We start from the raw sequence: 13967 nt of genomic DNA, 5'->3' as shown, positions 1-13967 counted from the left end.
GCTCAGTCACCCGAACCAAGCTCGCTGTGCTTGTGTGAATGGGTTGCAGCGTGCAAGAGCTCGTACTGGGCTCCCTTGCCACTTCGCGTCGGAGGGAAGTGCTCGCCCTCTACGCATGTAACTTCAAAGTTGTTTCCGTTACCGCCTTCGCGGACCACCCGGTAAATTCCGGAGGTCTTCACGATCTCCCCGGGAGCATGCAGTTCTGCCATTCCGTCCTCCTATTGCCTCGCGTAGATTACAATTCCAAGCGCAAAATGCATACTAGGGGTGGGCGATACGGCTCTTTGCCGATTTTTCCGGTCAGCGTGTGTCCCCGCAAGACGTGATCTTCGTAGGTCGGTCACACGCGAAGGTGATCCAGCATCTGGCCGAGCTTGCAGCGCGCGCGGCAACAGCCGGGTAACCATCGGAAAACGCTTCAGAACGCGAGGCCAGTTTGCGGACAGCGACACCAAACACGCGGCGGCAGGATCGAGCAGAACAGCGTCAACGGAAAGCCGAAGATCTTCAGAACGAACGAGAGGTAGCGTTTTATGCGTCCGCGCTCGATGCGTTTTACACAACGGCGCTTGAGTACGACAAGGGGATCTTCACCCTTGCCGCGGGTGGCCTTGGTCTGTTGGTGACCCTGCTGACAACTGTCGGTCTAAACTCACGACTTGAGTTGGCCGCGTACCTCATGGGAATCGCGTCTTTTACCGTTACGCTGGTCCTGTTGCTATGCGTTTTCCGGCTAAACAAAGCGCATATCATTGCGGTAGTTGCAGGAGACGATGAGCTCAGCACTCGACAACTCAGAATTATAGAAACCATCTCCATGTTTGTTTTCGGCGTGGGAATCCTGTGCGCTGCGGTTGTGGGCGGGCTTGCCGCGATGGACTCTTACACTACGAAGGTCAAGACTATGACAGACGCGAAAAAGCCCGGCGCTCCCATTGTTCGCCAAGATAGCGTACAGGGCATCAAGAATCTGCGCCCGGACGTGCTGCAGAAATCTTTCGTCGACGCCGGTAAGCTTCGTCCTCCATCGAGTACCGGTGCTTCTACGCCGGTTGCTGGCAGACCTGCTGCGTCGACGCCGCAGGCATCCGGCGCCGCACCCGCGGCCCCGGGCAGCGGGCCGACATCGAAGGAAAAGTGAAATCGCTAAAAATAAACCGGATGTAGATCTTCAAATCCTCACTGGGCTCCGCGGTGCTGAGCCCAAGTGAAAACGGAATCGCAGCGGTATCACGGCTAGGGCCAGCCGCGTCGAAAACATCGGCTTTGACGTCAGCGGGGACGCCACTGAACAACCAGGCTTCGAAGGGAAAATGACATGACAGACCACAGCAAGAAGTCTAATAAAACGCCAAGTATGGTACCGGTCGGCGATAGCATGGAAGGCATAAAGAATCTGCGTCCCGACATAATCCGAGAGAAAATCCAACAGGCGAACGCACAGCTAAAGAAAAGCGTCGTTCCGACCGCGTCGTCGACTACCCGGGGCTCAGCGCCTACTGCGTCCAACACCAAGGATACGACGCCGAAGGGCAATCATCGCCCGTAGCATGGTTGCGGCCAAGTCGCGCCAAAGATTAAAGACGGAAGCCTACGACGCCGTGCTTGAGGCAGTACTACAGCGCGCGAGGAGTTCGGGTGCGTGCCGACAAGAAATAGCGCTGGCGACACTATCAGTGTCCGTGCCACAAAAAAGTGCTGCCACAGTTTGTGCACGGAGGGGCGCCGCAACCTCACATCGGTGAATCAAAGCGGATGCGTAAGCTCGAGCGCCGCGATGACTGGGGTGCCAGCCGGATGAACTCCGAGCACTCGTTGCATAGCTAAAAAACCTGCGTCCATATGGCAACGCAGCTTAAGGTATTCACGCGCCTTTGCCTTCCTGCGGACTCCCCTGCTGCTTCGCTTTGCTCAGGAGGAAGTCGACGATGGTTCGAGTTTTTGCCGGCAGAAATGTGCGGCCTGGATAAAGCAACCACGCCCCTCCGTCGAAATCCGCGGGCACCGCTGCGCAATCGGGTAATACGTCCACCAGACGGCCAGCGGCAAGATCGTCGTTAATCAGCCAGATTGGCATCAACGCAGGACCGACTCCGGCGAGCGTCAACGCGCGCTGTGCAAGACCGTTCGACACTATTGCGGCGCCGACCACTTCAATATGCTGAGCTCGGCTCGACTGCCCGGTTATCCACCATTCGGACTGATGGTTCGGCAGCCCGAACAGTACGCACTTATGCGAGCGCAGGTCTTCAGGGCATTGGATCGCTCCGTGCCGGCGCAAATAATCGGGACTGGCGCAAATCCGGTAACTCGCGTCAAACCACTTGACCCGCACGACATCGTTTCCCATGTGGGGACTTAGCCTCACGGCGAGGTCAATGCGTTCCGTGAGCATGTCCAGATTGCCGTCGGCCAGTATCAGTTCGATCCGTATTTCCGGATATCGCGCGAGAAACTCAGGCAGCAGTGGCACCACGCACGCCTGACCGAACGCAACTGACGCGGTCACCCGCAGTGTCCCCTTGGGGCGCTGTGCGAACTCCCGGACAGAATTGCTCGCAGCGTCCAGCTCTTCAAGTAATCGCGATACGTGCGACAGATATGCGTCGCCCGCTTCCGTCAGGACAACCTGGCGTGTGGATCGTTGGAATAGTCTGACGCCCAGTTCGCGTTCAGCACTTTGCACAACTCGCGAGATTGATGAAGGGTCGACGTTGCGTTGCCTGGCTACCGTGGAGAACGTACCGTGGCGGGCGACCTCCAGAAGGATACGAAGATGGTCGTGTTTCATTGATGAAAAATCTGCACAAGCATGATGTACGCACTGTCGTTTATCAACAGTTCAGCCGCAACTACGATGTTGATCATTCTAGAGCGTCGCCAGCGTCGCACGATTTGACAGGCGGTGCTGGGTTTTCAGGAGCATACAATGAACGCGCAAGTATCGAAGGTCGCACTCGTAACGGGGGGCTCGCGTGGCATCGGTCGGGCCACATCATACGAACTCGCCCGGCTCGGCTATGTAGTCGCCGTCCACTACCGGGCGGACGCCACAGCGGCCGAGCAGACTCTCGCTGGCGTGCGCGAGCGCGGCTCCGATGGCTTCACGCTACAAGCAGACCTTTTTGTGCAAGATGGCATAGAAAAGCTCTTCGGGGAATTCGATCGTACCTTAAGCCAGCGTCGTCAGCCGGTAAGCCTCGATGTGCTCGTCAACAACGCCGGCATCGCGGAGGGCGGCACGCTCGAAGAGACTTCGCCTGCGCTGTTCGAAAGGCAATTTGCCCTGAATGTAAAAGCGGTGTTCTTCTCAACGCAATGCGCCATCAAGCGCATGTCGACCGGCGGACGCATTGTCAACCTGTCGAGCGTACTGTCAAGTCGCGCCCTGGAGCTTGACGGCAAATTCAACGCGCTTTCCGCCTACGCCGCGTCGAAGGCGGCCATTGATGCGCTCACGCGCCAATGGGCGGTCGAGCTGGGGCCGCGGGGCATCATCGTGAATGCGGTTGCGCCGGGCCCGGTGGATACAGACATGAATGCAGGGTGGCTGCGAACCGACAAGGGGCACGCGACGATGATTGCGGCAAGTCCGCTTCGCCGCGTCGGCACGCCGGAGGACATCGCGCGAGTAGTCGGTTTTTTGGTGAGCGCCGAATCACAGTGGACCACGGGCCAGGTTATCGACGCGAGCGGCGGATACCGTCTCTGATCCAGCCTGGCCGCGCACGTCCCGCCGACGTTAGATATGTCCTCAGACTTCAGATGCTTGCGGTTTTAGCCTTCCAATGGCGCGGCCGAACCCGACTTGCACCCCCGCGGGCATGCGCCACTTTAACGGCTTCCGTGTCTGCACAGGACAACGGCGAGCGTAGCTAACCAGTCTCCCTCAACGGAAGGATCGGAGAAACATGAAGAATAAACGTTTATACCGTTACGCAATATCCATCGTGGTCGCTTTCAGCGCATTGTCCAGCGTTGCTTGCGCAGAAGTGATCAAGCCAATCAAGGAAACACGTCCTGAGATCGCCGGAACGATCTTTCAGCGCAGAGAGGCGGTGCATGACCAAAAGGATGGCAACGCGACTACCGATGTGGTCACGCTCACGTCAAAAGACAATGCATTTCAGACAGGGATGTACAAATCAGGGCCGCTCCATGCGGTCGTCAACATGCCAGGCGGCTATCCATATAATGAGTTCATGTATCTTGTTTCAGGCGGCGTCACGCTGACCTCGTCGGATGGATCGATCATGCATGTCAATGCAGGCGAAGCGGTCACGATGCCACGCGGCTGGACCGGCACATTCGACACAAAGGGTTATACGAAGATGTATGTCACGTATAACCCGGACGATGCCAGGAAATAAGCCACACCGGCGCCCACCCTGCGGGCCTTCCTTAATGCTGAAAGCACGTCGACCGGGTCGGCTGCGCTCAGGAAAACACGCGGCGTGCACCTGGCCGCGTAATTTATTGCGGTTCCGCGGCGCCTCCTCAGCCAGCGTCCGACTCTCGCCAAAAGCTTTTATGTCCGGCGCCGCATACAGAGCCTGTGTCGCCGACAGCTAGGTGCTCGCTTGCCAGGTAGCGACGCCTGCGCGGCGCTGCGACCATCTCATCGCACATCCGACATTGATGTCGCGAGCCAGCAGCCAGCCTCCCTTGTGCTGACTAGGGGCCGACAAAGCGGGCAGCTGCGTTTGCGGGAGCGGGGCCAGGCGGTGTCAAACGGGAACGGTACTGACTTCGCTTTCAAATACCCACTTTCCGATGCTCTCCAAATGATTCGATCTCGAACTGATCAAATGATGTTTGACTTGAATGTCAAATATGGTTCAAGGTTCGCCATTGAGCCGTGGTCTGCTCAGGTGGACCCGACCGCATCTGACGGGGACCGCGGTTTGCGACGCCGGCGGTTCAAGCGCGTTCGGCGTGTCAATTTTGCGTAAAAATCCTTCGTCTTGCAGATCAACTGATGTTCTCAATACCTGAACACATGGACAATACTCTCAAGCTGGAATACGGTTTTGATACGACCGCTGTGCGCGCAGGAACAGGCCGGTCGCAGTTCAATGAACATTCGGAGGCGCTATTCCTCACGTCAAGTTTCTGCTTCGCAAGTGCGGCAGAAATGGCCGAACGTTTCAGCAATGCTGAGCGCCACTATACCTACTCCCGCTTCACCAACCCGACGGTCTCGATGTTCCAGGATCGACTTGCCGCACTCGAGGGCGGGGAAGCATGCATCGCGACTGCTTCCGGCATGAGTGCCATACTTTCCGTCGTCATGGCGAGCATGCAGGCGGGCGACCACATCATCAGCTCGCGCGCGATATTCGGGTCGACGGTTGGCATGTTCACGCAGATTTTTTCGCGTTTCGGGATTGCTACAACGTTTGTCGACCCGGTCAATCCTGACGCCTGGAGACAGGCCGTGCGTCCGGAGACAAAGATGTTTTTTGTCGAAACTCCATCGAATCCGCTGACAGAGCTTTGCGATATCGAAACCATTGCGGCAATTGCCAAAGCGGCGGGCGCCCTGTACGTCGTCGACAACACTTTTTGCAGCCCGGCCGTCCAGCAACCGCTGAAGCTAGGCGCCGACGTCGTGATGCATTCCGCCACGAAGCTGGTCGACGGGCAGGGACGTGTCCTCGGCGGCGCACTTGTTGGCAAACGGGAATTCATCATGGAGAAGGTCTTCCCGTTTGTACGTACGGCGGGCCCCTCGCTGTCTGCGTTTAACGCCTGGATCTTCCTGAAAGGACTGGAAACGCTGGCCTTGCGAGCGGAACGTCATTCACAGAACGCATTGCAGGTTGCGCGATGGCTTGAGGGAAATGCCGCGGTTAAACGCGTCTTCTATCCGGGACTTGAGTCGCACCCGCAATACGAGCTTGCACGCCGTCAGCAACATTCTGGCGGTTCTGTACTGGCATTCGAAGTCTTTGGCAATACACCCGATCAGCAGCGTGAAAACGCCTGGCGAGTTATTGATGCCACGAAGCTGTGCTCGATTACCGCAAACGTGGGAGACACCCGCACGACCATTACCCATCCCGCAACCACAACACACGGGCGAATGACGCCCGAAGCGCGCGCACAGGCAGGCGTTACTGAAGCGCTACTTCGCATCGCCGTGGGGCTCGAGGACGCACGGGATATCTGCGAAGACCTGAACAGGGGCTTGAGCGCGTAACTAAGCAATATCAGGGGCCGAGCGATTTTCAATCCTGCGCCCGGACAAGCATGATTGACCAAACACTGCAAAGCGCCCGATGGTGACGGCGTGGACTATACGACGTGGGACAATGGAATTTGCTGCGATTCTGAACAGAGCAGTCGCTCGCGAAGGGCGTGAAAAGTACAGGAGGTTCGTCAGTCAGTACATCGATGCCCTGGCACTCAGTGGAACAGAGACTGTCCTGGACCTCGCGTGCGGCACCGGCGGCTTTGCGCGGGCACTCGCCATGCGGCCGGGATTCAAAGGATCGATCACCGCGATCGACAACAGCGTCGAACTGATCAGAATGGCGCGTCAACTGGCGTATAAAGAGGGGGTTGACGGACTTATCAATTTTTCCGCCGCGCAGCTGCATCGGCTGGGGCATCCATCAGGGACGTTCGACGTCGTCGTGGTTCACACGCTGCTGAGCAATGATGTCGATCCAGCACTTGTGCTGGCAGAGGCGCGGCGCACGCTGCGGCCGGGTCAAAAACTCGTGCTGTTCCACGGGGACTGGCGGGGTTGCGCTGCCCGCTGATCCGGCGCTCATCGACGTCTGGCTTGGGGTCGTTGACACTTGCGATTCGGGGTCTGACGAATGCGTTCGGACATTCTGCGCCTCGCATACAGAGGGCATGTCAGCGCAGGAGGTTACTCACGCGGCCGACACGGGCGCATTGCCATAGGGTCCGGAAACACGGCTCGATCAGGAAGTCTCACGTCGACCGGACGCGGTAATGCAAGGGACGCTGCTTCGCGTATGCAGTCGTGCGAATCCTTGTCTTGAAAACCTTCTATCCGCTGGGCCGGACGTCCAGGTCGCAGGTTCGGTGAGGCCGCGCCAGGCATAATCCTGCCGATCGCACGGCTTGCCACCGAGCAGCCACTTTTCTTCGTCCCAAAAGCGCAGTTTTGACCATGCGCCAATCAACCAATGGCTCCCGTATCAGCCAACCCTTAGCGGCTTCGTGTACGACGGAAACCACCCGTTTTCTTCATCGCTTCTCCTGTCCAGATATCGCACCATCGCCTGCTAGCAGATCGTCAACAAGCCGCTGTCCTGCGGCGCATCCACTCATGAGTGCGTCGGCCTGCGTCGGGAAGGCACTTCCGGTCACATCGCCCAGCTTCATCGGTGCCATGAGCGGTACGCAGCTGCCTTTCGACAGCACCTGCACGATTGCCACAAAGCCGGGCAGCGAGGCCATCCGCTCGTCCGCTGGTAGCCGGGACTGTGCTTCGACATCCACTTCTATGATGAACTGACGGTAATCGTATTCGCGGCGCATCTGTCGTCCCCATCACTTGCGGTAGCGGCATTCCCGAACCCCTGACATGCGTTCGAGCTTCTGGCAGACAGTGGCGAATTCGGTATTGCTGATGGGGGACAATACGATCTGTACATCGTCAAGCTCCGGATCATCGTCCGATTGCTGCACCACAAACTGCTTCACGCGCACACTGCCGCTTCCCAGCACAAGGTGCAATGTCTCCAGCGATACGCATCCCGCTCAACGAGCAGCTGTACGTTGCGCTGTTGTCTGACCGCGATGAACCGGCGTTCAATTGGCTTTATCCCGACGAGAATCACCAGGATAATGACGGTGGCTCCAACGGACGCCGTGTACATCCCCCGCCGACAGCCAGTCCGATCCCGGCTACCGACCACAGGCTGGCAGCCCGGCAGCTGGGAGATGGCGCCGATTCCGCCGTTCACGTGGCGCGCGTGCCATCCGTTGGCGGTTAACAATGCTTCGACTGCCAGCCCGTTGCGCGTATCGTCGTCGACGATCATTATCCTTCCGGTCTCACCCGCGGGCTGCGCCAGCCGTTGCGACAGGCGCAGGCAGCTTCTCAGAAGCAAAATCACAAAATTCACCGGATACGTGCTTGTCGCACCCGGCCGTCCAGCTGTAAATCAACGGGAACTGCGGCCGACCCTGGTCGCGTGATACATCATTACGCTACTCCGGATTCTTCAGGTCTGCTTCGACTATTGTGCCGCCAAGCGCGAACGCGCTCTGCCGCGCTTCCTCCACAGTGGGAAGCGGTCCGATTTCCGGTGCCCCATCGAACGGAAAGATCTTCTTGCAGTCGGTCTTGCGAACAACGAGGAGTCTTGCGACATATCCGCCAATGGATGCGCGCGTGGTGGTCACATATACGGAATAGTCCTCGGGCGTATCCGGTTTCAGTTTTCCGTTGGGACGGGTCAAGGTCTTCCTTCGGACCACGGTCTGCTTCTCCCTCGTCCTTCACGGCGCCCCGTCACGGGAAGGCCCGACTTTCCAGCATCAGTCAGCCTCAGTGCGCCCCCTCGTTCTCCGTGGCCGGAAGGTGCACGTCATCGAAATCCGGGGAAGCCGCATCCCGGGCTTCCCGCGCCAGTCGCTCGTACTCCGCACGGAATTTTTCCAGGTGCTTTTCGTCGAGTTCCTCGAGATCGAGCAGCGCGCGATGTGTCCCGTCGATCGCCCGTATGAGTTCGTCGAGCTTGATCTGCATCGCCGCGGTGTCCCGGTTCTGCGTATTCTGGATCAGGAACACCATCAGGAACGTAACGATCGTCGTGGACGTGTTGATTACGAGTTGCCAGGTGTCGCTGAAGTGAAAGAGCGGCCCGGAAACCCCCCATACCACCACCAGGAAGGCCGCGATCGCAAAGGTCGACGCACGGCCCGCGACTTGCGAGAGCCTGTTTGAAAAACGGGCGAACCAGGGCGTACGGCGCTTCATCGTTGCTTCCTTTTCAGGCGTATAGTCAGCCCCAGCAAGGTTTGTGCCTTCACCTGCGTGCCGGGGCTCGTCGCTGGCCCTGCTTCCCAACGGAGGATGTGTGAACGATAAGCGCGACATTGTTGTGATCGGCGGCTCGCGTGGCGCGTTCAGTGTGCTGCGCAATCTTGCCGAAGCGTTGCCGGCCGGTTTGCCGGCCGCGGCCTTCATCGTTCTGCACGTTGGCAGGCACGACAGCGTGCTGCCGGAGCTGCTGTCAAAATGGGGCAAACTCCCTGCATGCCATCCGGTCGATGGCGAGCCCGTTTCCAGCGGAAGGATTTATGTCGCGCCGCCGGGACATCACATGCGGCTTGTTGATCAGCGGGTGCGGCTCGATGAGGGCGCACCCGAAAACTTTGCACGCCCTGCTATCGACCCGCTCTTCCGGTCCGCGGCGCTCGCCTACGGAGCGCGCGTCGTGGCCGCCGTGCTGAGCGGTGATCTGGATGACGGCGCTGCAGGCCTGGCGGTCGTACGGGCGCACGGCGGCTATTGCATCATCCAGGATCCGGCCGACAGCGAAGCGCCGTCGATGCCCCGGGCGGCGCTCGGCTCCGCCGGCGCCAACCACATCACGAACTCGCAAAGCCTGGTGCAGGATATCGTTGCGGCCGTGAACGGGGCATCGCGTGAAAAATTGGTGGAGAGCGAAACCATGGTTGCAGATGATTTCGACCTTGAAGCGCGCCTGTCGCAACAGGGGCTTGTGCAGCCGGAAGACCTCGACAGGATCGGGCAGCGCTCGCCGCTCACCTGCCCGGAGTGCGGCGGCGCGATGTGGCGCATGCGATCCGGTGCCCCATTGCGCTTCCGGTGTCACACCGGACATGCGTTCAGTGCCTTGTCGCTCGAGGATGGCGGGGACAGAGCTGCCGAGAACGCCATCTGGGCGGCAGTACGCGCCGTGAACGAACGCGTGATACTGGCGCGCGAACGGAGGGACTGGGCCACACAAACAGGCGACGGGCAGCAGCAGGCTGCCATAGAGCAGGCGCGCATCGACGAGGGCGTCAGAATCGCACAGGTACTAAAGGGGCTCGCGTCGAGTTCCGCGTGAAGCCGATCGATGTCGCCGAAGGCTGCTTCGCAGCACGGAGATGCCGTGGACCTCGAGAAGGAAATCGGATCGCAGTCGATGGCAGAACGACATCTCCGGCTCGCTGACGAGAGAATCGAGTGGCAGGAGCGGTTTGCCCGGGCGCTACAGCGTGACGGTCATGACGTCTTGCATGACAGTCTCCAATCCGGAATTGACGCCGCAAGCGTAACGCACTCGGCGAGGGCGGAGGGACCATCCCATTACTGTCAACTCGAGACTCGTGTCCCGTCGGTAGCGTCACATTCCAGACTCAGCATGGGCCTGACGCAAGCGAAATAAAATCGTCACTACGCTCCTGAACGTGAGCCTCATTGCGGCGCATGCAGACCGCATCGGGCAGCAGGCGGCCATGAGCGGTCATTGACTTGTTGCGAGCAAATGACCGTTTTCGGGCCCAGGCCGAGACCGCTGTCATGCTCTGCGACGTCTGCGATGCACTCAGCATGAGGTGGCCTCCTTTACTAATGTAATAATGCTTTCATCGCGCACTCCCGCCTTCGGCACCCGCTCTATAATTTTCTTTCGCCGCCACAGAGCATGGGAAGTCGCAGCGCCACCGCCGCACGCCGTGGCATGCACGGGGACACTGAATTCGGTAAAAGGGATTGAGACATGGCTACTGATCGCCCGCCGCTTTATTCAGTTTGGGAAAACCGCGCCGGTGAAAAAATTTTCATCGAGGAAGTGACCGAGCCTCTTACCGAAGAGGCGATCGCCAACGATCTGGATGCTGACGGGTTAACTGGCGAAGACTTCGAGCGTGAAGCTGCCGTCATGCGCGCAATGTTCGTCGTCACCTATGTGGCGTACGAGCGTCGCGGAAATCTCGAAGCCGTCAGATTCGAAACGGACGAGGGACACTGGGCGCAACTGACCGGATCAGACGGCTTCCGTATGAAAGGCATCGAGCCCGGCCCGTCAATTACCCGACGGACCCCGGGACGCGGCTGAGAGGGCCAAACGCATCAGGCGTCGCGCTGCAACGCGAACGCCGCGTGCCGACAGGGGCAGCCGTCAATACACGGGTGGCCGGTGCACGACAAGGCACGGCGCTACGTTTTGCGGCATTCATTTCTCGCCTGCCGGAGCAGCCTGGTTTCCAGCGACGCCGTTCCCGGCTTCTCCCGACTCCAGGAAAAACCCCGCGATCAGTTCAAGTAACCCATCGGGCGGCGACCCTTTCTGGCAATAGCCATCGAAGTCCTCAAGCGACGCTCTTTCGCGCAGGTCGTCGGTCGAAAGCGATGTGTAGGCGATCAGCGGTGCGTTCCTGGACGCGTGCATGGAGCGTAGAAGCTGCGCGACCGCGAAACCATCTTTTTCCGGCATGGTCACATCAACGATGAACAGATGCGGCGTCCAGGATCGAAGCTGTGCGAGCGCCTGTTGGGCGCCGTTGACATGACGCGCGTCCCAGCCGTTTGCGCTGAGCAGCGCCTCGAGCGCCGGGCCGCTGCGCGTATCATCGTCAATAACCATTATCCTGGCTGCTCCATCTGAAATTGTTGCGCGCCGCTGCGAAAGACGCAGGCACATCGCTGTTGACATCTGTTCTCTCCCTGACTGTAGGCGTGTTTCTCGTGCAATTGCCGCCCTACAGTTCCGCGTCTGCCAGTCAGTCGCCCCCTCTGGAGGGTCTGTGGATCTCTGCGAGTTCATTAGCGAAAATCTCGAGGCCCTGATCGAGGACCGGCTCTCGGCTGCGCGCGCGACTGGAGCCGTCGGCGGCAATGCCCAGTCACAAATTCAGCAAACCACGCGCCGCACCCTGCTCTACATCGTCGAGCGCATGCGTCGTCCACAGGCTGGACACGACGTGGCAGCGGCTAGCGAGTCCGGTTTCCAGGTGGAACCGGTGACGTCGTCGGCGAACGGCTATTCGCTGAACGATCTGACGGAGGATTACCGGGTGCTGCGTGCCAGTGTCGTACAACGCTGGCTGCCCGCTGATGCGCAGATGGACCCGGCGGCGCTGCGTGAACTCGTGCGCTTCAACCACGCGGTCGACGAGGCACTGACAGAGGCAGTCGCACGCTACTGGTCGGGCATGGTCCGCACGCGAGACCAGTTCATCGGGATACTGGCGCATGACCTGAGAACGCCACTCGGCGCCATCTCGATGTCGGCCGAATACCTGATGCGGCTCGAAGAGCAACCAGCCTCCTCATTGCGCTCCATTGCGATGGTGCAGCGCAGCTGCTCGCGCATCCAGCGGATGCTCGATGATCTGCTCGATTTCACCCGTACCCGCATCGGCGGAGCACTTCCGGTGAATCCGGAACCGGTCAATCTCGGCAACATCTGCCAGCAGGCGCTCGCGGAGCTGTCTGCGCTTCACATGGACGAGGAAATCCGCTGGACCTCTGACGGCGATCTGGCAGGCGAGTGGGACGCCGCACGTCTTGCCCAGCTGATCACGAACCTGCTCGAAAATGCCATCGAACACGGGCGACGTGGCGCGGCGATCGGATTGTCCACCCGCGCAGACGGTGACGATGTGTACATCGTCGTCAGCAACGAGGGAGAACCGATTCCGGACAGCGAACTGGACCGGCTGTTCGATCCGCTGACACGCCGCAGCAGGCAGACCGGGCCGCGCCGCGCCGGCGCAGGGCTGGGGCTGGGCCTGTTCATCGCGCGCCAGATCGTCCTGTCGCATGGCGGAAACATTTCCGTCGCCTCGGATGCCACCGCCACCAGCTTTACGGTGCGACTACCGCGGGTCTGGGCCTCTCGTGGCCTGAACGGGCCGGAATGACCGGTCTATACCGACGGTATTCAAAAGAATGCGAATGGTCCGCAAGGCGTTTGTCCGCGGGCTATCGACTGCGCCTGTGTTTACACCTGCGCAACCAGTGAAAACCGGGAATGCGCTACATTACCTGGACCATGTAACCGTGGCGAGGAGAAAGCTTCATGGATCCGGACGAAGAGGCAGCGAGGCGCGCGTGCGAGGCGGATAGACATATCGCCTCGCTGAACGCTCAAGTGACGTGGCACCGGCTCATCCAGCGACTGCGTTCGGTCGATGATGTACAGCAGTTCATCGACGGCACCAATGCGGACATGCTCGAGCGCGAAGCCGATCGGTGGCGTGCGCTGCGCCTCGCGTGGGGCGCACGAATGGCCAGGAGGCGGCCCGATCCGTCGTGCGCCGACTAGGTCCGGGCTGACCAGCGTCTGAGCGCAGCTACATGATCGCGGCGACACGCCGGCTCACGGCTCCGGGCTGACGATGTCCGCATCGATGAGCTTTTCGGCATGCGTCGTCGCCGCGGCCCGGGCTTGGATAACCGACTGGAACGGTCCAATGCTTACGGCACGACCTGTTAGCCGGGCGTTTTGCGCAATTGCGGCGGCCGTCGCCCGATGGACGGGCTCGCTTATAGATGATTAATCGCGGACTGCCCGCAACGCGGACACGTTGCACGTGAGGCCGAGCCCATCTGTCGCTGATCCGAGCGGGAACAGGAAATGCGGCGTCGATGGTCAAAGCGCATCCGACATGAGGCGAGGCGTGAAAGAAAGACACCATTTAGATCTCCTGGTCACGTTGCTGAATCTCGACGCGGAGATTGCAGATTGTCACCAGGAACTGATGGAAGTCATGCAGTGGCTGATGAAGTTGCCGGAAGACCGCAGACCGTACGGTGCCGACTGGGCATCCGCACTGGCCATCAAGCTGGACAAGTTTCGCGCGGCCCGGCGCAGCACAGCGGCGACGTTATTCAACGCATACACGGGCAGTCTCTCGCACGCGCCGGCGCACATCGATGGTATGCAGCAGGGCGATGAACCGCACGCCCGGAAAACGCATCAGCACGCTTGATCAGCAAGACGCAGCGTCCGTTAGTGGAG

17 protein-coding genes and 1 pseudogene are annotated in these 13967 nt (G+C 59.8%); 10 read left to right on the top strand and 8 right to left on the bottom strand.

Annotated elements, in window-relative coordinates; translation table 11 throughout:
• Positions 1-2: 2 nt before the first annotated feature.
• The gene (locus tag KZJ38_RS36430; protein ID WP_246641671.1) at positions 3-212 is read right to left on the bottom strand and encodes a hypothetical protein; all 210 of its coding nucleotides are present in this window, start codon (positions 210-212) and stop codon (positions 3-5) included.
• 227 nt (positions 213-439) lie between these two features.
• On the opposite strand from KZJ38_RS36430, the gene KZJ38_RS07265 reads away from it, so the two are divergent.
• Positions 440-1144 (top strand): hypothetical protein, encoded by a 705-nt coding sequence (locus KZJ38_RS07265; protein ID WP_219799430.1) that lies wholly within the window; start codon positions 440-442, stop codon positions 1142-1144.
• Between the two features lie 723 nt (positions 1145-1867).
• Here KZJ38_RS07265 and KZJ38_RS07260 read toward each other — a convergent pair.
• Positions 1868-2794: a LysR family transcriptional regulator gene (locus KZJ38_RS07260; RefSeq protein WP_219799429.1), complete on the bottom strand. Its 927-nt coding sequence runs from the start codon at positions 2792-2794 to the stop codon at positions 1868-1870.
• 138 nt (positions 2795-2932) lie between these two features.
• On the opposite strand from KZJ38_RS07260, the gene KZJ38_RS07255 reads away from it, so the two are divergent.
• From KZJ38_RS07255 to KZJ38_RS07240, 4 genes are all read left to right on the top strand, one after another.
• Positions 2933-3715: an SDR family NAD(P)-dependent oxidoreductase gene (locus KZJ38_RS07255; RefSeq protein ID WP_219799428.1), complete on the top strand. Its 783-nt coding sequence runs from the start codon at positions 2933-2935 to the stop codon at positions 3713-3715.
• Between the two features lie 199 nt (positions 3716-3914).
• Positions 3915-4373, top strand: coding sequence for a cupin domain-containing protein (locus KZJ38_RS07250; protein WP_219799427.1), 459 nt, complete (start codon positions 3915-3917; stop codon positions 4371-4373).
• 629 nt (positions 4374-5002) lie between these two features.
• Positions 5003-6205 (top strand): O-succinylhomoserine sulfhydrylase, encoded by a 1203-nt coding sequence (locus KZJ38_RS07245; protein ID WP_219799426.1) that lies wholly within the window; start codon positions 5003-5005, stop codon positions 6203-6205.
• Between the two features lie 112 nt (positions 6206-6317).
• Positions 6318-6770 (top strand): class I SAM-dependent methyltransferase, encoded by a 453-nt coding sequence (locus KZJ38_RS07240; RefSeq protein ID WP_219799425.1) that lies wholly within the window; start codon positions 6318-6320, stop codon positions 6768-6770.
• A 457-nt stretch (positions 6771-7227) separates the two neighbouring features.
• On the opposite strand, the gene KZJ38_RS07235 is transcribed toward KZJ38_RS07240, so the two are convergent.
• The 4 genes and pseudogenes from KZJ38_RS07235 to KZJ38_RS07215 form a co-directional block, all read right to left on the bottom strand.
• The gene (locus KZJ38_RS07235; RefSeq protein ID WP_219799424.1) at positions 7228-7521 is read right to left on the bottom strand and encodes a hypothetical protein; all 294 of its coding nucleotides are present in this window, start codon (positions 7519-7521) and stop codon (positions 7228-7230) included.
• A 12-nt stretch (positions 7522-7533) separates the two neighbouring features.
• Positions 7534-7912 (bottom strand): annotated as a pseudogene (locus KZJ38_RS36425) (MgtC/SapB family protein); the annotation flags it as partial.
• A 284-nt stretch (positions 7913-8196) separates the two neighbouring features.
• Positions 8197-8448 (bottom strand): DUF6723 family protein, encoded by a 252-nt coding sequence (locus KZJ38_RS07220; protein ID WP_246641670.1) that lies wholly within the window; start codon positions 8446-8448, stop codon positions 8197-8199.
• An 88-nt stretch (positions 8449-8536) separates the two neighbouring features.
• Positions 8537-8968, bottom strand: coding sequence for a low affinity iron permease family protein (locus KZJ38_RS07215; protein WP_219799420.1), 432 nt, complete (start codon positions 8966-8968; stop codon positions 8537-8539).
• Positions 8969-9068: 100 nt separating this feature from the next.
• On the opposite strand from KZJ38_RS07215, the gene KZJ38_RS07210 reads away from it, so the two are divergent.
• Positions 9069-10067, top strand: coding sequence for a chemotaxis protein CheB (locus KZJ38_RS07210; protein ID WP_219799419.1), 999 nt, complete (start codon positions 9069-9071; stop codon positions 10065-10067).
• A gap of 654 nt (positions 10068-10721) precedes the next feature.
• On the top strand, positions 10722-11060 hold the full coding sequence (locus tag KZJ38_RS07205) for a hypothetical protein (RefSeq protein WP_219799418.1): 339 nt from the start codon (positions 10722-10724) through the stop codon (positions 11058-11060).
• 117 nt (positions 11061-11177) lie between these two features.
• On the opposite strand, the gene KZJ38_RS07200 is transcribed toward KZJ38_RS07205, so the two are convergent.
• Positions 11178-11657: a response regulator gene (locus tag KZJ38_RS07200; RefSeq protein WP_219799417.1), complete on the bottom strand. Its 480-nt coding sequence runs from the start codon at positions 11655-11657 to the stop codon at positions 11178-11180.
• Positions 11658-11748: 91 nt separating this feature from the next.
• Here KZJ38_RS07200 and KZJ38_RS07195 point away from each other — a divergent pair, with 91 nt between their 5' ends.
• Entirely contained in the window at positions 11749-12867 is a 1119-nt protein-coding gene (locus KZJ38_RS07195; protein WP_219799416.1) for a sensor histidine kinase, read from the top strand.
• Positions 12868-13025: 158 nt separating this feature from the next.
• Positions 13026-13271, top strand: a complete 246-nt coding sequence (locus KZJ38_RS07190; protein WP_219799415.1) for a hypothetical protein — start codon at positions 13026-13028, stop codon at positions 13269-13271.
• 54 nt (positions 13272-13325) lie between these two features.
• Here the strand turns inward: KZJ38_RS07190 and KZJ38_RS37085 are convergent, their stop codons facing one another.
• Positions 13326-13400: a hypothetical protein gene (locus KZJ38_RS37085; RefSeq protein ID WP_425518347.1), complete on the bottom strand. Its 75-nt coding sequence runs from the start codon at positions 13398-13400 to the stop codon at positions 13326-13328.
• Positions 13401-13626: 226 nt separating this feature from the next.
• Here KZJ38_RS37085 and KZJ38_RS07185 point away from each other — a divergent pair, with 226 nt between their 5' ends.
• Complete coding sequence (locus KZJ38_RS07185; protein WP_219799414.1) at positions 13627-13938, top strand: hypothetical protein; 312 nt, start codon at positions 13627-13629, stop codon at positions 13936-13938.
• Positions 13939-13967: the final 29 nt, after the last annotated feature.

Origin of the sequence: Paraburkholderia edwinii, from assembly GCF_019428685.1 — a bacterium.
In the GTDB taxonomy this organism is placed as follows: domain Bacteria; phylum Pseudomonadota; class Gammaproteobacteria; order Burkholderiales; family Burkholderiaceae; genus Paraburkholderia; species Paraburkholderia edwinii.
The sequence above is the reverse complement of the archived record's forward strand: the minus strand, read 5'-3'. Positions and strand labels throughout refer to the sequence as shown.

Excerpts from the sequence above, each read along its gene's own strand:
- KZJ38_RS36430 (WP_246641671.1), bottom strand. The coding sequence starts at position 212 with ATGGCAGAACTGCATGCTCCCGGGGAGATCGTGAAGACCTCCGGAATT.
- KZJ38_RS07260 (WP_219799429.1), bottom strand. The coding sequence starts at position 2,794 with ATGAAACACGACCATCTTCGTATCCTTCTGGAGGTCGCCCGCCACGGT.
- KZJ38_RS07255 (WP_219799428.1), top strand. The coding sequence starts at position 2,933 with ATGAACGCGCAAGTATCGAAGGTCGCACTCGTAACGGGGGGCTCGCGT.
- KZJ38_RS07250 (WP_219799427.1), top strand. The coding sequence starts at position 3,915 with ATGAAGAATAAACGTTTATACCGTTACGCAATATCCATCGTGGTCGCT.
- KZJ38_RS07245 (WP_219799426.1), top strand. The coding sequence starts at position 5,003 with ATGGACAATACTCTCAAGCTGGAATACGGTTTTGATACGACCGCTGTG.
- KZJ38_RS07240 (WP_219799425.1), top strand. The coding sequence starts at position 6,318 with ATGGAATTTGCTGCGATTCTGAACAGAGCAGTCGCTCGCGAAGGGCGT.
- KZJ38_RS07235 (WP_219799424.1), bottom strand. The coding sequence starts at position 7,521 with ATGCGCCGCGAATACGATTACCGTCAGTTCATCATAGAAGTGGATGTC.
- KZJ38_RS07215 (WP_219799420.1), bottom strand. The coding sequence starts at position 8,968 with ATGAAGCGCCGTACGCCCTGGTTCGCCCGTTTTTCAAACAGGCTCTCG.
- KZJ38_RS07205 (WP_219799418.1), top strand. The coding sequence starts at position 10,722 with ATGGCTACTGATCGCCCGCCGCTTTATTCAGTTTGGGAAAACCGCGCC.
- KZJ38_RS07200 (WP_219799417.1), bottom strand. The coding sequence starts at position 11,657 with ATGTCAACAGCGATGTGCCTGCGTCTTTCGCAGCGGCGCGCAACAATT.
- KZJ38_RS07190 (WP_219799415.1), top strand. The coding sequence starts at position 13,026 with ATGGATCCGGACGAAGAGGCAGCGAGGCGCGCGTGCGAGGCGGATAGA.